This window comes from Streptococcus oralis, assembly GCF_021497945.1.
In the GTDB taxonomy this organism is placed as follows: domain Bacteria; phylum Bacillota; class Bacilli; order Lactobacillales; family Streptococcaceae; genus Streptococcus; species Streptococcus oralis_BR.
The window spans coordinates 646,485-669,547 of the sequence record NZ_CP046524.1 but is presented as its reverse complement, the minus strand read 5'-3'; the positions used below and the strand labels follow the sequence as shown (position 1 = coordinate 669,547).

The window sequence follows — 23,063 nt, the reverse complement described above, 5'->3', positions numbered from 1 at the left end:
AATCCAACCGGATTTGGCTTTTTTGTATGCACAAAAAGACCTACCCAAATGGATAGATCTTCATTGTCTTACAATTTACCTGCTACGGCATCCAACAAGTCTTGGATTTTAGCTTGGTTGCTTCCTCCTGCCATGGCCATATCTGGTTTACCACCACCACGTCCATCGACGATTGGTGCCAATTCTTTGACAAGGTTTCCTGCATGAAGATCTTTCGTCTTGCTTGCGACAAGGACATTGACTTTGTCTCCGATAGCTGCAACTAAAACAAGCAAGTCAGAGTAGTCTTTTTGTTTCCAGTTATCCGCAAAGGTACGAAGGGCACCAGCATCTGATACAGAAACTTGGCTCGCAATGTAACGGTAGCCGTTGACTTCCTTCACATCCTTGAAGACATCACCTGCAGCTGCGGCTGCGGCTTTTTCTTTCAATTCTGCATTTTCCTTTTGAAGTTGACGAAGTTGTTCTTGAAGTCCTTCTACCTTGTGAGGAACTTCCTTGACTTGCGGTATTTTCAAGGTTGCTGCGACAGCTTTAAGAGCGTCTTCTTGCTCACGGTAGGCTTCAAAGGCTTCCTTACCAGTCACCGCCAAGATACGGCGAGTTCCTGATCCGATACCTTCTTCTTTGACAATCTTGAAGAGTCCAATCTCAGAAGTGTTGCCAACGTGGGTACCACCACAAAGCTCAACTGAGTAATCGCCGATAGTCACAACACGAACTTCCTTACCGTATTTTTCACCAAAGAGAGCCATAGCGCCCATTTCTTTAGCAGTGTCAATATCTGTCTCAACAGTTTCTACAGCAATTGCTTCCCAGATTTTCTCATTGACCTGTTGTTCAATGGCACGCAATTCTTCAGGAGTCACTGCTTGGAAGTGTGTGAAGTCAAAACGAAGGAATTCTACTTCGTTCAGAGATCCTGCTTGTGTCGCATGGTGGCCAAGGATATTATGAAGGGCCGCATGGAGCAAGTGAGTGGCTGTGTGGTTTTTCATGACACGATGACGACGATTAGTATCGATTGCCAAGGTATATTCTTGATTCAAAGCAAGAGGAGCAAGAACTTCAACGGTATGGAGTGGTTGTCCATTTGGTGCTTTTTGAACATCTGTCACAGTAGCAACAAGGTTTCCTGCAGCATCCAAGATTTGACCGTGGTCAGCTACTTGTCCACCCATTTCCGCGTAGAACGGAGTCTCTGCAAAGATGAGAGAGGCAGTTCCTTCTGAAACAGCTTCAACTTCAGCATTGTCAGCCACGATAGCAAGCAATTTAGAAGGCAATTGACTAGCATTGTAGTTGAAGACACTTTCTACAGTGATGTTTTGAAGGGTTTCATTCTGCATACCCATAGATCCACCTTTGACAGCAGACGCACGCGCACGTTCTTGCTGCTCTTTCATGGCTGCTTCAAAACCTTCACGGTCTACAGTCACACCAGCTTCATCAGCGATTTCTTCTGTCAGTTCCACTGGGAAACCGTAAGTATCGTAGAGTTTGAAGACATCTTGCCCCGCGATAACGTTTTGACCTTTCGCTTTCAAGTCAGCTACGATGGTTTCCGCAAAGTGTTGACCTGAGTGAAGGGTACGGGCAAATGACTCTTCTTCACTCTTAACAATTTTCTCGATAAAGTCACGTTTTTCAAGGACTTCTGGGTAGTAGCTTTCCATGATTTTTCCAACAGTTGGAACGAGTTTGTAAAGGAAAGGCTCGTTGATGCCCAATTTTTGACCGTGCATGGAAGCGCGACGGAGAAGACGACGAAGGACATAGCCACGGCCTTCATTTCCTGGAAGGGCACCATCCCCAATGGCAAATGAAAGGGAACGGATGTGGTCCGCAATAACCTTGAAGCTCATGTTGTCGCCATCTTGGTCGTAGACCTTACCAGACAATTTCTCAACTTCACGGATGATCGGCATAAAGAGGTCTGTTTCAAAGTTAGTCTTAGCCCCCTGGATAACCGCCACCAAACGCTCCAAACCAGCACCCGTATCAATGTTCTTGTGTGGCAATTCCTTGTACTCGCTACGAGGAACAGCAGGGTCTGCGTTAAATTGTGACAAAACGATATTCCAGATTTCGATGTAACGGTCGTTTTCGATATCTTCTGCAAGAAGACGAATACCGATATTTTCTGGATCAAAGGCTTCTCCACGGTCAAAGAAGATCTCTGTATCTGGTCCAGAAGGTCCAGCACCGATTTCCCAGAAATTATCCTCGATTGGGATCAAGTGACTTGGATCCACTCCTACTTCAATCCAACGGTTGTAAGAATCCTTATCGTCTGGATAGTAAGTCATGTAAAGTTTTTCAGCTGGAAAGTCAAACCATTCTGGGCTTGTCAAAAGCTCATAAGCCCAAGTGATGGCTTCATCACGGAAGTAATCCCCGATAGAGAAGTTCCCCAACATTTCAAACATAGTATGGTGACGCGCAGTTTTTCCGACATTTTCGATGTCGTTGGTACGGATAGCCTTTTGCGCATTGGTGATACGTGGATTTTCAGGTTTGATAGTCCCGTCAAAGTATTTCTTAAGAGTTGCCACTCCTGAGTTAATCCACAAAAGAGTTGGGTCGTTTACTGGAACCAAGCTAACTGATGGTTCTACAGAGTGGCCTTTGCTTGCCCAGAAATCCAGCCACATTTGGCGAACTTGAGCACTAGATAGTTGTTTCATAATATCTCCTTATTTACTTGTTTAATGTGATTGGCTTTCCAGCATTTCCACATAGTCAATTGCGACACAGAGGGAAATAACCAAATCTGCATAAGAGTCTTCATAGACGGTTACGTTGTAAGTCGATGTTAAATGGAAAATCTCTTTCCTAATCTCGGCGACAAGCTGATCACGATCATCTAGTAATTTGAAATTCAAATCCCAGATATTGCCCTCGATACGAAGACCGAGGTTGTCAAATTCATACTTATCTCTGAAGAAAGTAAACTTCTTACGAATGACGAAATTTGACCCGTCCCGTAGCTGAATGTTAAAGCGAGGAAGTAAGGTGAAAAATTCTTTGCTGATTTCACTGACTTGCTCACCATAGGCGTCATAGATGGTAAAGGTCTTAGGAATTTGGAAAAATGATCCCTCCACCTGATAGTTCACTACTCCTCTATCATCCTTGATATCGAAGCGTTCGCCTCCAAGTCGAAACTTTTGTTTCACGAGAAATGTCTTCATAAACACCTCCAAAAATCAAAAGACAAGTCCATATCACGAAGGGCGAAAAACCGCGGTACCACCTTCATTCAATGAACTTGTCATTCTCTTGTTCTTATGCAATTGTCTGATTGAGTAGCATGATTTCCTAGCTTAGATGGCTCGCAGCACCGCCATTTCTCTGGACTAAGATGACTGAAAATCAATTCTCAACTCTAGTATTATATCGTTTTTGAAGGAGTTCGTCAAGGTTAATGCCCAACTCATTTCTTTAGAAGTTTCCCAAATATTATATAGGCGATAGCCCACAAGAAACTTCCAACCAATAAGAATTGACCTAAAACAATGAGATAATCCAAAATTGAGACCAACTTATACCATCCACTAAATAGAAGACAGGGAAGAACAGTAAAAAGCATAATGATAAAATGTATAATAGATTGTTTAAATAGCGACCATTTTTCAATTTCATAAATTACCGAGGCTGATGCTATCGAGGTAGCAATAATACCAACCAAAAATGTACTTTTAACCTGAAAAATATCAATCCCTTGAAGTCTTATAAAAAATGCTAAACTGGTCATAATAACAAAAGGAATAATTCCTCTAAAAATAGCTTTTTTAATCATAACTACTACCTCAATCATAAGCTAAAATGCCTTTAACTCTATCGAAATTATAGCATAATTAAGTATATTTTTCTACTAATTCATGATCTATTTTAATAAATAACCTAGCCATAAAATGGTTAATTTTCTATGGCTAGGTTTTATTTTTTGTCTGATTGAAATTATTTCCGATAGTAGATAATCTCCTACTTCCGGTACATTTTAAACTGGAGAAAGAGGTCGCTGTATTTGCCTGTCCATTTATGGTCAAACTTCTCATAAACTTCTAGGTGTTTCATGGTATCAGCGTCTGGATAGAATGATTTGTCTTCCTTGGTCTCCTCTGGGAGCATTTCCTTGGCTGGTAGGTTTGGGGTTGAGTAGCCAACATACTCTGCATTCTTCAAAGCATTTTCAGGCTTCAACATGAAGTTAATGAAGGCATAGGCTGCATCTTGGTTTTTCACGGTTTTTGGAATGACCATGTTATCAAACCAGAGATTGCTAGCCTCAGTCGGAACGACATACTTGAGGTTAGGATTTTTCTCCAACATCTGGCTGGCTTCCCCAGAGAAGGTCACCCCGATAGCAGCGTTGTTCTGAATCATGTAACCCTTCATCTCGTCTGCCACGATGGCCTTGATATTTGGAGTCAGTTTGTAGAGCTTGTCTACCGTTTCTTCCAACTGCTGAGGATCCTTTGAGTTGAGGCTGTAACCGAGTGAGTTAAGCCCGAGTCCCAGCACCTCACGCGCCCCATCAAAGAGCATGATGGAATCCTTGTATTCTGGCTTCCAGAGGTCATCCCAATGCTCAGGCGCCTCATCTACCATGGTTTCATTGTAGACGATTCCCAAAGTTCCCCAGAAGTATGGGATTGAAAATTTATTGCCTGGGTCAAAAGACTGGTTGAGGAACTCTGGTCCGATATTTTCAATTCCTTCAATTTTTGAATAATCAAGAGGAACCAAAAGGTCTTCATCCTTCATCTTGTTGATCATGTACTCACTTGGGATGGCAATATCGTAGGTCGTTCCGCCTTGCTTGATCTTGGTATACATGGCTTCGTTAGAGTCAAAGGTCTCGTACTGGACTTGGATCCCTGTTTCTTCTGTGAATTTCTCCAAAAGTTCGGGATCAATGTAGTCCCCCCAGTTGTAGATAACCAATTTTTGACTATCTCGACTGTTGATTTTACTATCAAGATGATAGGAAATCCCCCACAAGACAAGGATAATTGCTAAAATTCCTGCTAAAAATGAATAGAGTTTTTTCATGCTTGCTCCTCCTTCTCACGTGAGATAAAGTAATATCCAACAACTAGAATAATACTAAAGAGAAAGACAAGGGCAGATAGGGCATTGATTTCTAGCGAAATCCCCTTCCGAGCGCGAGAGTAAATCTCGACTGACAGGGTTGAAAAGCCATTTCCCGTTACGAAGAAGGTCACGGCAAAGTCATCAAGCGAGTAGGTAAAGGCCATGAAATAACCTGCAATGATAGACGGAGTCAGGTAAGGAAGCATGATTTCCTTAAACATCTGAAACTGGCTGGCTCCCAAGTCATAGGCCGCATGAATCATGTCATCATTCATCTCCTTGAGGCGAGGCAAGACCATCAAGACCACGATAGGGATGGAAAAGGCCACGTGACTAGATAGAACCGTCAAAAATCCAAGTGAAAACTTGAGTTGGGTAAAGAGAATCAAGAAGCTGGCACCAATCATAACGTCAGGCGCAACCATGAGGATATTATTGAGTGATAAAAAGGCTTCTTGGTATTTCTTACGAGACTGATAGATATAGATAGCACCGAAAGTCCCGATAATGGTCGCAATCAAGGCTGATAAAAAGGCCAAGAAAAAGGTTTGGGTGAGGATCAACATGAGGCGGCCATCACCAAACATAGTTTTAAAATGGCTCAAGCTAAAGCCTGTAAAACTGTTCATATCATCGCCAGCATTAAAGGCGTAGCCAATCAGGTAAAAAATCGGCAAATAAAGGACGATAAAGACAAAGGCTAGGTAGAGATTGGCAAATTTTTTCATCGTTCTCTCCTTTCCTTGGTCACCCACATGGTGATGAACATGGTCAGGATGAGGATCACACCGATGGTAGAACCCATTCCATAGTTATCATTGGTTAGAAAGTTCTGCTCAATAGCCGTTCCCAGCGTGATAACGCGGTTCCCACCAATCAAGCGTGTCAGCATGAAGAGACTCAAACTTGGGATAAAGACAGACTGAACCCCACTTCTCACTCCATTCATCGATAGAGGGAAGATGACATGGCGGAAGGTCTCCCACTTGGTCGCACCGAGGTCATAGCTGGCATTGATAAGATTGTTGTCCATATCATCCAAGACATTGAAAATCGGCAAAATCATAAAGGGAAGCTCGATGTAGCTTGCGACAAAGATGAAGGAGAAATCGGTAAAGAGCAACTGCTGCGAACCGATTCCGATAAATTCCAAAAATTTGTTAATAGAGCCATTTTGACCAAAAATCCCGATAAAGGCATAGGCCTTAAGGAGCAGATTGATCCAGGTTGGCAAGATAATCAGCATAAGCCAGAGTTGACGGTGCTTGAGACGGGTCAAAAAGAGGGCTGTTGGATAGCTGATGAGCAGTGTTACCAAGGTGACAATCCCTGCATAAAGCACAGAGTTGAAACTCATTTTAAGATAGGTCAAATTTTGTGACGCAAAGTAGGATTTATAGTTTTCTAAACTAAACTGGCCTTCAATGTTGAAAAAGGATTGACCGAAAATCAAGACTAAGGGTGCGAGAACAAAGAGGGCAATCCAAAGCATATAGGGCACTACAAAGAGTTTAGAGGTTGTTTTCTTCATCTCTTTCCTCCTCGATCGCGTTAATCAGACCTGCTTCTTGCTCTTCGATTTCTACGTATTCTTCGATACGAGCATCGAACTCTTCTTCGGTTTCGTTGAGACGCATGATGTGGATGTCTTCTGGCTCAAAGTCCAGACCGATTTCCTCACCCACAATGGCCTTACGAGTCGAGTGGATCATCCATTCATTTCCGAGTTCGTCATAGGCGATAATCTCGTAGTGAACCCCACGGAAAAGCTGGGTATCAACCTTAACTTGGAGCTTGCCTTCTTCAGGAAGGGTAATGCGCAAGTCTTCTGGACGAATGACAACCTCAACAGGCTCATTTGGCTTCATCCCCCCGTCGACCGCTTCAAAGCGTTTGCCATTGAACTCGACCAAGTAGTCCTCAATCATGTTTCCTGGCAAGATGTTGGACTCACCGATAAAGGTGGCAACAAAGTGGTTGATCGGCTCATCGTAGATGTCCACAGGCGTTCCAGACTGAACAATCTCGCCATCATTCATAACAAAAATCCAGTCACTCATAGCCAAGGCTTCCTCCTGATCGTGAGTGACAAAGACAAAGGTAATCCCCAATCGTTGTTGCAGTTCACGCAGTTCGTACTGCATGTCTGTTCTTAATTTCAAGTCCAGCGCAGACAAAGGCTCGTCCAGCAAGACCACACGGGGTTGGTTAATGATGGCACGGGCAATGGCCACACGCTGACGTTGTCCTCCAGAAAGTTTACGGATAGAACGTTTCTCATAACCTTCCAACTGAACCATCTTGAGAACTTCCGCTACACGTTGTTCGATTTCTTTCTTGTCGATTTTACGCAAGCGGAGTGGAAAGGCAACATTTTCAAACACATTCATATGTGGAAACAAGGCATAGGATTGGAAAACCGTATGGACGTCTCGCTTGTTGGTTGGGATGTCGTTGATCCGCACACCGTCCAGCAAAATATCTCCTGTCGTCGCATCCAGTAAACCTGCAATGATGTTTAGAATGGTTGATTTTCCTGAACCAGATGCGCCTAAAAGAGTGTAAAATTTCCCTTCTTCCAACTCAAAGTTGATGTCTTTGAGAACCTTGGTGTTGCTGTCTTCAAAAACTTTAGAGACGTTTTTGAATTCGATAATTGGTTTTTTCAATTGGCATAAATTCCTTCTTTTTCATAAATTAACAGATCAGGGCTCTGTCAGGCCGCCACTACCTCTTGCAGGGAGTAAAACCACCTGCATATATCTTCGCTACCGATAGGCTTTCACCCCCTTTCCATTGACATAGCAGCAGCTATTCTGGTGAAACCTTACTCCTTCTCACCCAGGATTCGGACTTCCCTCTCAAGGGTGACGCCTGAATGTTCCTTTACCTTTTCAATAACAGATTGAATCAAGTCCTCGTAGTCTTTAGCTGTTCCGTTAGCAACATTGATCATGAAACCAGCGTGCTTTTCAGATACTTCAACACCACCGATACGATAGCCTTTCAATCCAGCCTCTGAAATCAACTGACCTGCAAAATGCCCCACTGGACGCTTAAAGACTGAACCACAAGATGGGTATTCTAGAGGTTGTTTGAGTTCGCGAAGGTGCGTCAAGCGATCCATTTCCTGTTTGATAACCTGATAATTTCCTGGAGCTAGGGCAAATTTAGCTGACAAGACAATGGCCCCAGAATCCTGAATAGCTGAATGGCGGTAACCAAAAGCCAAGTCCTTGGCTGACAAGGTTTCAATTTCCCCTTCCTTGGTCAGAATCTTACAAGACTGCAAAATGTGAGCAATCTCTCCTCCGTAGGCACCCGCATTCATAAAGACAGCACCACCGATGCTTCCAGGGATGCCACAAGCAAACTCAAAACCAGTCAAACTATGACGAAGTGCAATACGTGTTGTCTCGATCAAATTAGCACCCGCTTCTGCTTCAATAGTGTAACCATCAACAGAAACGTTATTGAGTTTGTCACACAAGATGACAAAACCACGGATTCCACCTTCACGAACGATGATATTGCTGGCATTTCCTAGCACCATCCAAGGAATATTCTCCTGATTGGCAAATTGGACAACACGCGCCATCTCATAGCGATTTCGTGGCAAAACTAGGTAATCCGCTCGACCTCCTACCTTGGTATAGGTATAAGTCTTCAAGGGCTCCTTAAAACGAATATCGATTCCTTCTAATTGTTCTTGTATTTTAGTTACGAATGTCATATCTCTCATCCTTTTGTAAAGTCATTTCATTATACCATTTTTAAGGGCTTTTGACGACAGGAAAATTCTTGGTGTCAAAGCATTGCGTAAAAAAAGAGGTTTCCCTCTTTTTATGATGATTTTTTCCAAAATGTAGATTTTGTTAGCCAGATAAAGGCTAGTACTTCTAAAAGAAGAATGACCTCCACTAGAAGTGGATTTGCAATCCATCCCACTTGAGATAAAGCTGGAGCCAAGTCAAACAAGGCATGCAAACCATAGGCAGCAACGAGGTAAATCCATTTCTTTTGGCTAACACTTTGATAGACCCAGATGGAAAGACCAATTTGCAGAACCAGAGCAAGCACACGCTCAAGCCCTAGTAAATAAACCTGCCATACAGAAAGAGACTGAACCGTTTCAAGGGTAGACTTTGGAAGGAGATTGGCTACATCAGTATTTGAAGACTGGATGAGTGAAAAGAGAATCAAAAGACTAATCAAGCTTCCCATTCCGAGATAGAGCATCTCCAAGCCCCCATGTCCCAAACCATAAGCCAAAGCATCTCTATCTTCTAGACTTCTCTTTTTCTCCAACCATTTAAAAAAGACAAGGCGGGCAGTTTCCTCAAAAAGGGCAGCCATAGCAATCGCATAAAGAACATATAGGAAAGGTTGCTCCTGCATGAGCGCAATGGTTCCGTCTTTTTGTGGATGAAGTACCAGAAGGTGAACCATCTTCTCTAACACTTGAGAAGAAACAAAAAATGCGATTGCCCCCAAGCCCATCACTGCAAGAGAGATCTTAAAGCGTTTTTTTGCATACCAAGTCCCACCTACTAGGACTAAAACCAAAGCGATCATGGTAAGGATAATATGTAGTGTCATCTTTTTCTCCTATTCTGACTTATCAATGTCTTTCTTCATCTCGTCAACGTTAAATTTGGCAAATAAATACTGGCGATCTTGGACTGGAAAACGTTGGTCCAACTGGTCGACTGCCCCAACCTCAATCATTCCTTCTTTGATAACAAAGTCCATCACATGCCCACCAAAAGTCAAATCGTCTGAGATAAAGTGCAAATGGTAACCCGCTACACTGACCCCATGGAAAATCTCTGGTGTCCAAAATCCAACGATGGTTCCCGATACATTTTCACGGCTATATTCAGGTTGGTGAGTCGCGACATCAGCAAACTTGGTATCAGGTGTGGATTTAGGAATCATCCGTACATGCATGTGGGCGAATTCCCCATGAATCTTGATAGAACGAAAAAGATTCTCCCCATCATAGTAGGACTCAATTCGCTTTTCCAATTCCTTGTCAGTCATCTCAAAGCGCTGGCGGAAAATCACTTCTGCCTGATGGGGAACGACTGCCGCATAAGGGATAAGGGCATCAGGTGACACTTCTACAATTTCAGGTTGTTCCCCTGAACCTTTAGCTTGATAAGCCTTGCCATCAAGGACAATCAACTCCCCATCAATCGAATCAAGGGTTCCCAAACCAAGGTCGCCATGCTCCAGCAATTCTCCCACTGTCATGGTTCCGCCATAGAGACCAGCCATTAGGGCACCTAGAGTATTGTATTGAAATAATTTTACCGGTTCCTGCACTTTTCTATCCATTCTCTTTCTTATCTTCTTTTCAATGAATCATCATACTTTCTAAGTATACCACATTTGCTCCTAGATGTGAAAGGGGGAATGCTTTTCCCATTGCAAAGGAGACAAAAAAAAGGTACAATGTAACAAAATCAACGGAGGTCTGGAATGAAGAAAGAAAGTAAATACCAAGCAGTCGTTTCCTTTCTAAAAAAGGGGATTGAATCAGGAAAATTCCCAACAGGTAGCCGGCTTCCCTCCATCCGTCAACTGAGCCAAGACTTCCACTGTAGCAAGGACACTATCCAACGAGCCCTACTGGAATTACGCCATGAACAATACCTCTATGCCAAACCCCAAAGTGGCTACTATGTTCTAGAACAAGGACAGCACCAAGACTTGGAAATCGAAGTCACTGACGAACATGCCAGTGCCTATGACGACTTCCGACTCTGCGTCAATGAAACACTGATTGGCCGGGAAAACTACCTCTTTAACTACTATGACAACCAAGAAGGTCTTGAGGAACTAAGGCAATCTGTCCATCAGCTTCTTTTCAACCAAGCCCTCTACTGCAAAACCGACCAACTGGTTTTAACATCTGGCACCCAGCAAGCTCTCTTTATCCTTTCTCAGATTGCCTTTCCTAGTAAGGGAGAGGAGATTTTGGTCGAACAGCCGACTTATCACCGGATGAATCGTCTCTTGGTCGCTCAGGGATTGACCTACAGGACCATTGAACGCCGAATCGATGGAATTGACCTTGACAAACTAGAAGAACAGTTCAAATCTGGAAAAATCAAGTTCTTCTATACCATTCCTCGCTTCCACTATCCCCTAGGTCATTCCTATTCTGATCAGGAAAAAAGGGCCATTCTGGATCTAGCAAATCAGTATGGTGTTTACATCGTAGAGGATGACTATCTAGGAGACCTAGACCCTAAAAAAAGCCAGACCTTCCACTATCTGGACACTGAGGATCGCGTCATTTACATCAAATCCTTTTCAACAAGTCTCTTTCCAGCCCTTCGTATCACCGCCCTCATTCTCCCAAATGCCCTAAAAGAGGCCTTTGTTTCCTACAAAAATATCCTGGACTATGACAGCAATCTCATCATGCAAAAGGCTCTCTCTCTTTACATCGATAGTCAGTTATTTGAAAAAAATAGACTGGCTCGACTGACCCTTCAAGAGAACTATCAAACTCGGATAAAGGAAGTACTTGAAACAAATACCTGTCCCTTGCCCTACTATCCTCTATATGATGGGATTCTCCTTGATTTGAGAAATTATCCTAAAATTGCCAGTTTAAAGCATAGCTCACTCAAACTAGACTTCTTTGAAGAGGCTTATTTGGAAGCCTGCCCTTATCAGTTTGCCAAAGTCTCTCTCGAAAATCTAGAAGCACTATTACAATACATAAAAGCAGAATTGGATTAGACTCCAACTCTGCTTTCTTTTTTACTGTTCAACTTCTGTTAGTTTCGCTGCTTTTTCTAGATAGGTTTGGTACGTTCCATCATCTTTTAATTTTTGGATAACCTTATCCACTACTGCTTTTAAGTCTGATTGATCCTTCTTGATAGCAACGGCATTGGCTTCGCCATCTTTCATCGTCAAAGTAGCTGTCGCAACGGCAAGGTCTGAGTTTTTACCTGCATAACTTAGAGCAACTGGTTCATCCATATGAACAGCATCCACTTTCCCAGCCTGCAATTCATTGACTGCTTCACCCATATTGGTCAAAGATGTTAATTGGGCATTTGGCAATTGTTCCTTGACCATGGTTTCTGGAACAGTTCCCTTTTGAGCTGCGATATTGGCACTTGCGAGACTTGAAAGATCCTTGTACTTGTCTAAATCGGCTTTTCTAACCAAGAAACTCATCTTGTTTTCATAGTAAGGAATTGAAAAGTCAAAGACTTCCTTTCTCTCATCTGTGGCACTAATTCCTGCAATAGCCAAATCAGCCTTTCCAGTTTGAAGGCTGGTCAAGACATTGTCAAAACTCATACTAGAGATTTCAAGCTTAACTCCAAGTTCATCCGCAATCGCTTGAGCCATATCAATATCTGCCCCAACTACTTGGTTTTTACCATCTACCAAGGCTTGGAATTCAAATGGTGCATAGTCTGGGCTGGTCGCAACGACTAGCTTTCCTTTTTGTTTGATAGCCTCCACAGCAGACTGGGAACTATCCGTACTGGATTGACAAGCTACTAAAATCATGCTGACAAGCATGCTACACACAACTAATATCCATTCCTTAAATTTCATAAATAAACGACCTTTCTGTTTTTTCTGAATAATTATAACTTATTTGAAAATACTTGTCAACATTTTCAGAATTTTCATTTCAAAAAAATTCCTTTTTATTCAAAAATAAAGACTAATCTGAGTTGATTAGTCTTTTTAGTGCATATTTAATCCATTTCTTAGAGTTCGACGATTTTACCTGTTTCAAAGTAAACAACCCATTCACAGATATTTTTTGCATAGTCTCCGATACGCTCCAAGAAAGAAATGACTTGGAAATAATCACGACCTGTAACGATAGCTTCAGGATTTTTCTTGATTTCTTCTGTAGCCAAATCTCGGATGCTATCAAAGTAATGGTTGATTTTTTCGTCCATAGCTGCTACTTCGTAGGCTTGATTCACAGAACCGTTGAGATAGAGATCTAGGGCTGCTTCAACGAAGTTTTTCACGTCGCGTCCCATCTTTTTGATTTCTTCTTCAACAGAAGGGATACGTTGCTCCCCCTTCATACGAATGGTCGCCTCAGCGATAGACACTGCATGATCTCCCATGCGTTCCACGTCTGACACTGCCTTGAGAACGGTCAAGACGGTACGAAGGTCTTGAGAAACAGGTTGTTGGAGGGCAATCATTTCAAATGATTTTTTTTCCAACTTCACTTCATATTCATTTACTTCTGCATCATCTTCGATAACTTCTTTTGCCAAATCACGGTCATGCGTAACAAAGGCACGTACTGTACGATTGATCTGCGAAAGCACTTCTTGTCCCATGGCGTAGAACTGGTTGTGCAATTTCTCCAAATCTTCTTCAAATTGAGATCGTAACATCTTTCAACTCCTTATCCAAATTTTCCTGTAATATAATCTTCTGTTTCCTTGTTTTGAGGGGAAAGGAACATCTTCTTCGTATCATTAAACTCAATCAAATCTCCATCTAGGAAAAATCCTGTTTTATCAGAGATACGAGAGGCCTGTTGCATCGAACGCGTTACCAAGAGCATGGTGTATTTATCTTTCAGACCATACAAGGTTTCCTCAATCTTACCAGCCGAGATAGGATCCAAGGCTGAAGTTGGTTCATCCAAGAGAATAATCTTGGGACTGGTTGCTAAGACACGAGCAACACAAACACGTTGTTGTTGTCCACCTGAGAGACCAATGGCTGAATCATGCAAGCGATCCTTGACCTCATCCCAAATAGAAGCGCGTTGCAAAGCTTTTTCCACCGCTTCATCCAAAACATGTTTATCCCTGACTCCATTGATACGTAGGCCGTAGACAACATTTTCATAGATAGACATAGGGAAAGGATTGGGCTGTTGAAAGACCATACCGATTTCCTTACGCAATTCAACCGTATCGGTACGTGGACTGTAGATATTGTGGCCATTATAAATCACTGTTCCAGTTGTTGTCACCTCAGGATTTAGATCGCCCATGCGGTTGATGGCTTTGAGCAGGGTGGACTTTCCTGATCCAGAAGGACCAATCAAGGCTGTTATTTCCTTAGGTTGGAAAGAAAGGGAAACACTATTCAAAGCCTTCTTTTTATTGTAATAAACGGACAGGTCTTTAACCTGCAAAATCGGTTCTGTCATACTGCTTCCTTCCTAACCAAAGTGTCCCGTTACATAGTCATTGGTAGAACGTAGTTTCGCATTTTGGAAAATATTGGATGTCTTATCATACTCGATCAAATCGCCCAAGTAGAAAAATCCTGTGTAGTCACTTGCACGCGCTGCCTGCTGCATACTGTGGGTAACGATGATGATGGTAAAGTCTTTCTTCAATTCCAACATAGTCTCTTCCAGCTGGGCTGTCGCAATCGGATCCAAGGCTGAAGCAGGCTCATCCATCAAGAGGATGTCTGGCTTGACAGAGATGGCGCGAGCGATACAGAGACGTTGTTGCTGTCCACCAGAAAGCATCAAGGCTGATTTGTGGAGGTCGTCTTTGACCTGATCCCAAAGGGCAGCCTGTCGGAGAGAGGTTTCGACAATTTCATCCAAGACTTTCTTATCCTTGACTCCTGCACGTTCATGAGCAAAAGTGATGTTGCGGTAAATAGACTTGGCAAATGGATTTGGACGTTGGAAGACCATTCCAATATGCTTGCGCATCTCATAGACATTGATTTCAGGACGATTGACGTCAATCCCTTGGTAAAGAATTTGACCTGTGACCTTGGCAATATCAATGGTATCATTCATCCGATTGAGACTGCGAAGATAAGTAGATTTCCCTGATCCAGAAGGACCAATCAAGGCTGTAATTTTATTTTTTTCAAATTGCATATCGATGCCCTTGATGGATTCATTTTTACCATAGTAAACATGTAAATCCTTGGTAGAGAGGGCCACTTTTTCTTCAGGGAAGGTGATGATATGCTTTTCATCCCAGTTATATTTTGACATGGCTTCTCCTTTAGGCAGCGGTTAATTTCTTGTGTAAATAGCTTCCGAGTTTGCGTGCTCCAAAGTTAAAAATCAAGATAAAGATGAGGAGCACGGCGGCAGAACCTGCTGATACGATAGTAGCATCAGGAATGGTTCCTTCACTGTTGACCTTCCAAATGTGGACAGCCAAGGTTTCTGCTTGACGGAAAATTGAGATAGGACTGGTAACACTGAGGATATTCCAGTTAGACCAGTCAAGGGCGGGAGCGGATTGTCCTGCCGTATAGATAAGAGCGGCGGCCTCACCAAAGATACGGCCAGATGCCAAGACAACACCCGTTACGATACCTGGAAGGGCTTCTGGAATGACGACATGGACCACAGTCTCCCAACGAGAAATTCCAAGAGCTAAGCCAGCCTCACGTTGTGTATGGTGAACGTGTTTTAAACTATCCTCAACATTTCGAGTCATCTGTGGCAGATTAAACACCGTCAAGGCCAAAGCACCTGAAATGATTGAAAATCCATACTCAAACTGGACTACAAAAATCAAGTAACCAAAGAGACCCACAACGACTGATGGTAGAGAAGACAAAATCTCAATACAGGTACGAATAAAATTGGTCACAGGTCCTTTTTTGGCATACTCAGCGAGGAAAACGCCAGCTCCCATGGATAAAGGAACAGAAATGATCAAGGTAATGACCAAAAGGAAGAAGGAATTATAGAGCTGAATCCCAATACCCCCGCCTGCTTGATAAGAGGAGGATTTCCCAGTCAAGAAGGACCAAGAGATATGCGGTAACCCTCTCACCAAGATATAGAGAATCAAAGATGCCAAAATGGCCACGATGACACCCGCGATGGTATAGAGGATAGCTGTTGCAAGTTTATCTAATTTCTTAGCGTGCATAGTTTTTCTTTCCTCTTTCTTTCGTAATCAATTTAATCACACTGTTAAAGGCCAAACTCATCAAGAGCAAGACTAAGGCCAGTGACCAGAGAACGTTATTATCAACCGTTCCCATGACGGTATTTCCGATACCCATAGTCAAAACAGAAGTCAAAGTCGCAGCTGGTGTTGTTAACGAGGTTGGGATAACCGCTGAGTTTCCGACAACCATCTGAATAGCCAGGGCTTCACCGAAGGCACGCGCCATCCCAAAGACCACTGCAGTAAAAATACCTGAACGTGCTGCTTTCAAGGTCACACGCCAGATGGTTTGCCAACGAGTGGCTCCCATAGCTAAACTAGCTTCACGGTAATGACGAGGAACAGCACGCAAGCTGTCTGTTGTCATAAAGGTTACAGTTGGTAGGATCATGACAAAAAGAACGAAAATCCCTGACAAGATCCCAAAACCAGTTCCACCAAAGACGCTACGAACAAAAGGCACCACAACTTGCAAACCGATAAATCCATAGACGACTGAAGGAATACCGACGAGGAGTTCAATGGCTGGTTGCAAAATCTTTGCACCCTTTGGTGATACTTCTGTCATAAAGACTGCAGCTCCGATAGCGAAGGGTGTTGCGATGAGGGCTGATAAAATCGTCACAATAAAGGAACCCAAAATCATCGGAAGGGCACCAAATTGTTTCCCTGAAGGATTCCAAGTTTGTCCAAAGAGGAAATCAAAGATGTTCACCCCATTGACAAAGAAGGTCGATAAGCCTTTTTGGGCTACAAAAATCAAAATCATTGCCACAATGATAACAATCAAAGAAAGGCAAGTGAAGGTCAAACCTTTACCAAACTTCTCAAGGCGAGAGTTCTTTGAAGGAGAGAGTAATTTTTTTGATAATTCTTCTTGATTCATTATTGACCTCCTTCTACTGCTGAAACGGTACCTGAAGCATCCTTTTGGACTTTCATTTCATTGATAGAGATATAGCCCATTCCCTTAACAATCCCATTTTGAGCTTCATCTGAGAGGACGAAATTCAGGAATTCAGCAGCTAACTCATTTGGCTGACCGAGTGTGTACATATGTTCATAAGACCACAAAGGCCAGTTGTTGGTCGTTACATTTTCAGACGTAGGTTCATACCCATTCAGTTTCATGCTTTTCACTGAGTCATCTACATAGGCAAAAGCCAGGTAAGAAATGGCTCCAGGCGTTTGGGATACAATGGACTTGACCATCCCGTTAGAATCCTGCTCCTGACTCTGCATAGCAGATTGGCCATTCATAACCACCGTATCAAACGTCGCTCGTGAACCAGAACTTGCTGCTCGGTTGATGATTGAAATAGTCAGGTCTTTGCCACCAACCTCTTTCCAGTTAGTCACTTCACCAGTAAAGATTTTACGAAGTTGCTCGGTTGTGAGATTTTCAACATCCACTTCCTTGTTTACAATCACTGCAAGACCAGCCACTGCAACCTTGTGGTCTACTAGAGCCGAAGCATCGATTCCTTCTTTTTCCTCTGCAAAGACGTCAGAGTTCCCGATGTCAACTGCTCCAGACTGGACTTGAGATAGTCCTGTACCCGATCCACCACCTTGAACATTAACTGTTTTTCCGATGTTTCTAGAACCGAATTCATCTGCTGCCGCTTCGACAAGAGGCTGAAGAGCAGTTGAACCAACGGCTGTCATGGATTCTCCACGATCAATCCAGCTTGCACATCCTGCTAGAGAACCTGCCAGCAAAAGAGTCGCAAGAGATAGGACGAGCTTTTTTCTTTTTTTCACTATTTTTCTCCTTGAACATAATGATGAATGCTCTGATTTCTTTCTGTTCCTATCATATCAATCAGTGATGATAAGACTTGGTTTACGATTTATAGGCTGGAAGCCCCATTGAGGACCAGTCAATTCATCACATAATATAAGTAAAAATGAAAGACTATCAGAAAAAACTCATACTTCCACTATAACATAGAATAGGCTCTTTGACTAGCTTTTTCACCTGAATCTGAGTCCTTTTGGATAATAATTTTTCAAAACATTTCCCGTTACCTTGGCAAAGCCTAATCCGTTTCCTTGAACCACAACTTGGTACCAGCCATTTGGTCGAGCTTCAGACAATTGAACGGTCTCACCAGCCGCATATTTTACAAAGTCCTCATCATTGATTTCGACACTTTGAAGTACTTGGCTTGGTTTCAAGGCTAATCCCAGAGCAAAGCTTGGTTCGAAGCGTTTCTTCTTAAAAGTCCCCAGATGGAGCCCATTTCGGGCAATTTTGAGTTTCCCTAGATCAGGTAGCATCTCTGGCAAGAGATAGAGCTGGTCTCCAAAAGTTTGCAAGATACCAGTTAGATTGACCCGAAAGTGTTTTTGGGTAAAATCATGCCACAAAGCCAGCTGTTCACGACTGAGATTGCTCTTGCTAGCTTTGAATTTAGGTGCTGGATTTTGTCCCTTAAACTGCAGGTGGGCTACAAACTGGCCTTCTCCCTTGAAATGGTGAGGGTACATCCGAGCCGTTTCAGGAAGATCAATTCCTGCTACCATACCATTCACATGCTCGACTGGAAGTAATTCAAGATCATAAGCATCTAGTAGCCAACGAACGATTTCTTCATTTTCCTCTGGCGACCAGGTACAGGTCGAATAAACCAGACGGCCACCTTCTGCCAACATGGTCACTGCATCTTCTAAAATCTCTCTTTGGAGACTGGCACATTGGCTCGGATAGTCGATGTTCCAATAATCCATGGCATCTGGTTGTTTACGGAACATCCCTTCACCCGAGCAAGGTGCATCAAGGACAATCACATCAAAGTAACCTTTAAAAACCTTGGCTAAGCGGTCAGCAGATTCATTGGTCACGACAACATTTGTCGCTCCAAATCGCTCCATATTTTCCACTAAAATCTTAGCACGCTTGCTTGAAATTTCGTTGGAAACAAGGACTCCTTGATTAGCCAGATAAGCTGCTAGTTGAGTGGATTTTCCACCTGGTGCTGCCGCCAAGTCCAAGACCTTCATGCCAGGACTTGGTTGAGCTACCTGGGCCACCATTTGGGCTGCAGGCTCTTGTGAATAAACGAGACCCGTAACGTGCTCCGGAGATTTCCCAGAAACTTTTCCATAGTGCCCCCAAGGTGTACGAGGAATGGCATCAGCAAACGATAGCTGACTTTCTTTTAAGGGATTAACCCGAAAAGCCGAAACCGCTTCCTGCTTAAAAGAGGCAAGAAAATCTCTTGCCTCATCTTCTAGTATCGCTTCATATTTTTCAACAAATCCTTCTGGAAATTGCATTTAGTTCTCTTTCCTTTCGTAGATATAAGACTGAATCTCTTCTTGCATCTCGATTGGCACCATCATGACAGGCTGACGCGTTTTAAAATCAGCGGGCTCACCTGATACCGTAAGAAGACGATAACCCAGACTTTCCCCTAAAATACTAGCCGCAGCGTAATCCCATGGCTGCAAGTAGGTAATATAAGTCAGAAGACGACCCGATAAAACCTTGGCAAAACTAATGGCCGCACTACCATAGACACGGACTCCTAACGCTGCTCGGCCCAAATCTGCCAAGCCCCACTCATTGGTTTCAAACATAGCTGAGTTACCAGCCACTAAAAATTCTTGAAGAGGTTTCTTTTTAAAAGTCGGTAAGGGCTCATTATTACAACAAGGAGGAAAGGCACCACCACCATGGTAACAATCCCCTTTCATGACATCATAAATGATACCAAATTTCCCAACCCCATTTTCAAAATAGGCCAACATAACTGCAAAATCTTCCTGCTGGGCAACAAAATTATTGGTACCGTCAATGGGATCAATCACCCAAACGGAACCTTGACCGACCGCAGCACGTAAACAGCCCTCTTCCGCGCAAATCAAGTCCTCAGGATAGGAGGACTTGATCCGATCAACCAAGAGTTCCTGGACCTCCTTGTCCAAACGTGTCACTAAGTCAGTAGGTGAAGACTTGCACTCAACCTGCAAATCTTCTTTCATGTGAGCTAAAATGTAATTGGCAGCTTCCTGCACAATCTGTTTAGCAAATTCAAATTTAGTTTCCAAGAGAAATCTTCCCTTCTCTTTTTTCTTTTGCTAATTGAACTGCTCGGTAAAGCGAATAGCCACTAACTGTTTCAAATTCTCGTCCCAAACGTTTCTCTTCACTCTTGCTTGGCACAACCAATTTGAATTCCTTGTAAGACTCTAGCAGTTTTTTTGCTTCTACCTTGTCTTCATAGGCAGCTTCAACATCATTAAAAAAAGAAAGCACTGAAGCAAGTTCTTCAGTGCTCCACGACAAATCTAGTGGGTAACTATACTGTTTGTTCATCTATCCAATACCAGCTCTCAATGTTGCTTCTTTTAGTTCTTGTTTACGGTAACTACGAGGGAGAAAAGCACGAATCTCATCTTCATTAAAACCGATCTGCATGCGTTTGGTATCTGTAATAATTGGGCGACGCAAAAGACTAGGATATTGCTCAATCAACTGAAGCAACTCCGATACCGAAATACTCTCTACATCAATATCCAATTTTTGAAAAATTTTTGAACGAGTTGAAATGATGTCATCAGTACCATTTTCGGTCAAGAAAAGAATATGTTGCAGTTCTTTTCTCGTTAAAGGACTGGTCATAATATTATGCTCTTGAAAGGGCACCTTATGACTTTCTAACCAGGCCTTTGCCTTACGACATGATGTACAGCTCGGTGATAAAAATAGTGTAATCATGCTTTTCTCTTCTTTATCTATACTTTGCTATTCTTATTATACAAAAAAATAAAGCGCTTGACTAGGGATTTTTAGAAAAAAAGCCTATTTTTTCAAGAAAAATAGACTGTATGCGAACGAATTACTCAATTCCGATGAAGTTAATTCACTCCTCGTAAGAATTTTTAACTTCATCTCTGTTTTATCAATGCAACACATTAAAGTATTCTACGACTTTTCAAATAAAGAAAACCAAAGAAACTTTCATAGAGTCCAAAGAAGAGAAGGAAAGCATGGAGGAAGAAGGCCTCTGGTAAAATCAAAATAACGGGATCCTTTGCGGGATCAAAAAGCCAGGTATCATCTCCGAAGAAGAGAACCTGATGGAAAAGTATAAAAAATTGCTCAAAACCAATCAACACTCCTACAAGGCCAATGACTAGAGGCAATAGCACTAAAGTCAAGATACTTTTACGATATAGGGGCAAAAAGCCTTTTTTCACAATCTTTCTAACAAAGAAATAGAAACTTGGTAGCGTCACTAGGGCAACTAGCTGAACTAGGTGGAAGAGATTCTTCACCACCTCAAAGTGGTGTATACCAGCCGCTGATGAACGAAAATCAGGCATCTGCAAGACCAGACTAAAGGGATTGGTCAGGTAATTCATCAAGATATGGAAGTTATACTGAATGGTTTCGGGCTTTAGATAGACTCGATCCGCTAAGTTCAGCCACTGAATCTCCATGGGATAGAAAACCCATGCCAGATAAATCGTCAGTAGGATAGACAGGGAGAGGAGAAAGAGCATAGAGCCCCAAAAGGTTAGTTTAGTTTTCATCAAAATTCCACTCCGCAAGACTAGAAACTACATGAGTTGGTGCAATTGGTAGGTCAGCCACTTCTTCTGCTTTGGTAAAACCTGTCGTCACCAAGAGAGTTGGAATGCCATTGTCAATCCCTGCTCGGATATCTGTCAGGTAGTTATCCCCAACCATGAGCAAGTCTTCTCGATCTATACCTAGATGTTCCACGGCCTTTTCCATGATGATCGCATTCGGTTTTCCGATATAAACTGGTTTTACACGTGTTGCTACTTCAAGAAGTGTAATTAGTGAACCAGCACCAGGCAAAAGACCACGTTCCGTCGGGATATTGAGGTCTGGATTGGTTCCGATAAAGTGAGCACCCTTTTGGATAGCTAGAGTTGCTGTGGCAAATTTTTCATAGTCAACTTGCCAGTCCAGTCCAACGACCACATAGGCTGGATTTTCCTTGTCTTCCGCATAACCTGCCACCTGAATGGCATCCTTGAGCCCTGCTTCACCAATGACATAGACTGTCTTTTCCAGTCCCAAGTCATTCATATAGTCGATGGTTGCCAAAGTCGCTGTGTAGACAGTTGATAGAGGGGTATTAATATTAAAATTCTGAGCCAACATCTCTTGAACACTCTCTGGAGTTCGGGTTGTATTGTTGGTTACAAAAAGATAAGGAATTTCTCGCTTTTGCAACTCATGGACAAAAGCCTCACCCGCGGGAATTCTGTCTTTCCCCTTGTAGATAGTTCCGTCTAAATCAATTAAATAACCTTTATAAGCCATATCGCCCTTTCTAATTCGCTTCAATTTCTTGCCACGTAATCATAGCTTGGGCATTGATCTCGCCATCACTGAGAATCTCATGCTTGCTTTCTAGTCCCTTGAGTTCATAAGCTGAAGCAATCATGCCGCCTGATCGCACTTCTTTGACATATTTGAGGTTGATTTTCTTTGGAATATACTTGGTCAAAAAGTCTGCTCCCATGACCTCAAAAATCCAATCCAGGTATTTGCTATTATTGACATGACCATTCATATCCAAGTCGTAAAAACGAACATGGTAGTCTTTACTGATCGGATCTTCTAGATTTGCATACTTTGGCCCACGGATGAGTTTTTTATCAAACTCAGACTGATAAGGAGCAACAATCTCCGGTTCGACAGCATGAACTTTCCGACTGTCTCGGTCCATGAGAACAAAGGTTGCTACCATGCGAATGATTTCTTGACCTGCTTCATCATAGATAGTGAAACGGCGGTAACAAAAAAGACGATTGTAAGTCAATGCTTCTGTTTCAATCGTAATCTCCTCAGCAAAGCGAGGCAAACGTACCACGTCAATCGCATAATCTGTAATAATCCAGACCAGATTGTAACGTTCTAGCACATCTTTGTCACTAACTCCCAGTTCAATTGACTGCATACCTGATACTTGCAAGGACAGCAAAATCACATCTGGAAGTTTGATATGACCGTTCATGTCCGCCATATCAAAAGGAATTTTCATTTTCATTTGATAAGTTAAGCCCATC

At 42.6% G+C, this 23,063-nt stretch carries 25 protein-coding genes; 1 reads left to right on the top strand and 24 read right to left on the bottom strand.

Going from position 1 to position 23,063, the window contains the following annotated elements:
- Window positions 1-68: 68 nt before the first annotated feature.
- The 10 genes from alaS to budA form a co-directional block, all read right to left on the bottom strand.
- Complete coding sequence (gene alaS, locus GOM47_RS03485) at window positions 69-2,687, bottom strand: alanine--tRNA ligase (RefSeq protein ID WP_235081094.1); 2,619 nt, start codon at window positions 2,685-2,687, stop codon at window positions 69-71.
- Between the two features lie 21 nt (window positions 2,688-2,708).
- On the bottom strand, window positions 2,709-3,194 hold the full coding sequence (locus GOM47_RS03480) for an LURP-one-related/scramblase family protein (protein ID WP_235081093.1): 486 nt from the start codon (window positions 3,192-3,194) through the stop codon (window positions 2,709-2,711).
- 242 nt (window positions 3,195-3,436) lie between these two features.
- The gene (locus GOM47_RS03475; protein WP_000591173.1) at window positions 3,437-3,802 is read right to left on the bottom strand and encodes a DUF3021 family protein; all 366 of its coding nucleotides are present in this window, start codon (window positions 3,800-3,802) and stop codon (window positions 3,437-3,439) included.
- Window positions 3,803-3,987: 185 nt separating this feature from the next.
- Window positions 3,988-5,058, bottom strand: a complete 1,071-nt coding sequence (locus GOM47_RS03470) for an ABC transporter substrate-binding protein (RefSeq protein ID WP_235081092.1) — start codon at window positions 5,056-5,058, stop codon at window positions 3,988-3,990.
- Complete coding sequence (locus GOM47_RS03465; RefSeq protein WP_065371896.1) at window positions 5,055-5,828, bottom strand: ABC transporter permease; 774 nt, start codon at window positions 5,826-5,828, stop codon at window positions 5,055-5,057. Before GOM47_RS03465 ends, GOM47_RS03470 begins: the two co-directional genes overlap by 4 nt.
- On the bottom strand, window positions 5,825-6,631 hold the full coding sequence (locus GOM47_RS03460) for an ABC transporter permease (RefSeq protein WP_235081091.1): 807 nt from the start codon (window positions 6,629-6,631) through the stop codon (window positions 5,825-5,827). Before GOM47_RS03460 ends, GOM47_RS03465 begins: the two co-directional genes overlap by 4 nt.
- The gene (locus GOM47_RS03455) at window positions 6,612-7,769 is read right to left on the bottom strand and encodes an ABC transporter ATP-binding protein (protein WP_084975022.1); all 1,158 of its coding nucleotides are present in this window, start codon (window positions 7,767-7,769) and stop codon (window positions 6,612-6,614) included. The genes GOM47_RS03460 and GOM47_RS03455 overlap by 20 nt, the downstream gene beginning before the upstream one ends.
- Before the next feature lie 158 nt (window positions 7,770-7,927).
- The gene (gene murB / locus GOM47_RS03450; protein ID WP_235081090.1) at window positions 7,928-8,833 is read right to left on the bottom strand and encodes a UDP-N-acetylmuramate dehydrogenase; all 906 of its coding nucleotides are present in this window, start codon (window positions 8,831-8,833) and stop codon (window positions 7,928-7,930) included.
- A 110-nt stretch (window positions 8,834-8,943) separates the two neighbouring features.
- Window positions 8,944-9,699: a YhfC family intramembrane metalloprotease gene (locus GOM47_RS03445; RefSeq protein ID WP_235081089.1), complete on the bottom strand. Its 756-nt coding sequence runs from the start codon at window positions 9,697-9,699 to the stop codon at window positions 8,944-8,946.
- Window positions 9,700-9,708: 9 nt separating this feature from the next.
- The gene (gene budA, locus GOM47_RS03440; protein ID WP_049538323.1) at window positions 9,709-10,440 is read right to left on the bottom strand and encodes an acetolactate decarboxylase; all 732 of its coding nucleotides are present in this window, start codon (window positions 10,438-10,440) and stop codon (window positions 9,709-9,711) included.
- Between the two features lie 144 nt (window positions 10,441-10,584).
- On the opposite strand from budA, the gene GOM47_RS03435 reads away from it, so the two are divergent.
- A complete protein-coding gene (locus tag GOM47_RS03435; protein ID WP_235081088.1) occupies window positions 10,585-11,856 on the top strand; it encodes a PLP-dependent aminotransferase family protein in 1,272 nt (423 codons plus the stop codon).
- Window positions 11,857-11,877: 21 nt separating this feature from the next.
- Here the strand turns inward: GOM47_RS03435 and GOM47_RS03430 are convergent, their stop codons facing one another.
- From GOM47_RS03430 to GOM47_RS03365, 14 genes are all read right to left on the bottom strand, one after another.
- Window positions 11,878-12,693: an ABC transporter substrate-binding protein gene (locus tag GOM47_RS03430; protein ID WP_235081087.1), complete on the bottom strand. Its 816-nt coding sequence runs from the start codon at window positions 12,691-12,693 to the stop codon at window positions 11,878-11,880.
- Window positions 12,694-12,851: 158 nt separating this feature from the next.
- Window positions 12,852-13,505, bottom strand: coding sequence for a phosphate signaling complex protein PhoU (phoU, locus tag GOM47_RS03425; protein WP_235081086.1), 654 nt, complete (start codon window positions 13,503-13,505; stop codon window positions 12,852-12,854).
- A gap of 11 nt (window positions 13,506-13,516) precedes the next feature.
- Entirely contained in the window at window positions 13,517-14,275 is a 759-nt protein-coding gene (gene pstB, locus GOM47_RS03420; RefSeq protein ID WP_235081085.1) for a phosphate ABC transporter ATP-binding protein PstB, read from the bottom strand.
- A gap of 12 nt (window positions 14,276-14,287) precedes the next feature.
- Entirely contained in the window at window positions 14,288-15,091 is an 804-nt protein-coding gene (gene pstB / locus GOM47_RS03415) for a phosphate ABC transporter ATP-binding protein PstB (RefSeq protein ID WP_235081084.1), read from the bottom strand.
- Window positions 15,092-15,101: 10 nt separating this feature from the next.
- Complete coding sequence (gene pstA / locus GOM47_RS03410; protein WP_235081083.1) at window positions 15,102-15,986, bottom strand: phosphate ABC transporter permease PstA; 885 nt, start codon at window positions 15,984-15,986, stop codon at window positions 15,102-15,104.
- Window positions 15,976-16,893: a phosphate ABC transporter permease subunit PstC gene (pstC, locus tag GOM47_RS03405; protein ID WP_001070951.1), complete on the bottom strand. Its 918-nt coding sequence runs from the start codon at window positions 16,891-16,893 to the stop codon at window positions 15,976-15,978. Before pstC ends, pstA begins: the two co-directional genes overlap by 11 nt.
- On the bottom strand, window positions 16,893-17,771 hold the full coding sequence (locus GOM47_RS03400; RefSeq protein WP_235081082.1) for a phosphate ABC transporter substrate-binding protein PstS: 879 nt from the start codon (window positions 17,769-17,771) through the stop codon (window positions 16,893-16,895). Before GOM47_RS03400 ends, pstC begins: the two co-directional genes overlap by 1 nt.
- 213 nt (window positions 17,772-17,984) lie before the next feature.
- Window positions 17,985-19,289: an RsmF rRNA methyltransferase first C-terminal domain-containing protein gene (locus GOM47_RS03395; RefSeq protein ID WP_235081081.1), complete on the bottom strand. Its 1,305-nt coding sequence runs from the start codon at window positions 19,287-19,289 to the stop codon at window positions 17,985-17,987.
- Entirely contained in the window at window positions 19,290-20,063 is a 774-nt protein-coding gene (locus GOM47_RS03390; protein ID WP_235081080.1) for an inositol monophosphatase family protein, read from the bottom strand.
- On the bottom strand, window positions 20,053-20,331 hold the full coding sequence (locus tag GOM47_RS03385) for a UPF0223 family protein (RefSeq protein ID WP_235081079.1): 279 nt from the start codon (window positions 20,329-20,331) through the stop codon (window positions 20,053-20,055). The genes GOM47_RS03390 and GOM47_RS03385 overlap by 11 nt, the downstream gene beginning before the upstream one ends.
- Window positions 20,332-20,733, bottom strand: coding sequence for a Spx/MgsR family RNA polymerase-binding regulatory protein (locus GOM47_RS03380; protein ID WP_235081078.1), 402 nt, complete (start codon window positions 20,731-20,733; stop codon window positions 20,332-20,334).
- 197 nt (window positions 20,734-20,930) lie between these two features.
- A complete protein-coding gene (locus GOM47_RS03375) occupies window positions 20,931-21,551 on the bottom strand; it encodes a TIGR01906 family membrane protein (protein ID WP_235081077.1) in 621 nt (206 codons plus the stop codon).
- Window positions 21,541-22,314, bottom strand: coding sequence for a TIGR01457 family HAD-type hydrolase (locus GOM47_RS03370; RefSeq protein WP_235081076.1), 774 nt, complete (start codon window positions 22,312-22,314; stop codon window positions 21,541-21,543). Before GOM47_RS03370 ends, GOM47_RS03375 begins: the two co-directional genes overlap by 11 nt.
- A gap of 10 nt (window positions 22,315-22,324) precedes the next feature.
- Window positions 22,325-23,062, bottom strand: a complete 738-nt coding sequence (locus GOM47_RS03365; RefSeq protein ID WP_235081075.1) for an acyl-[acyl-carrier-protein] thioesterase — start codon at window positions 23,060-23,062, stop codon at window positions 22,325-22,327.
- Between the last annotated feature and the right edge of the window lies 1 nt (window position 23,063).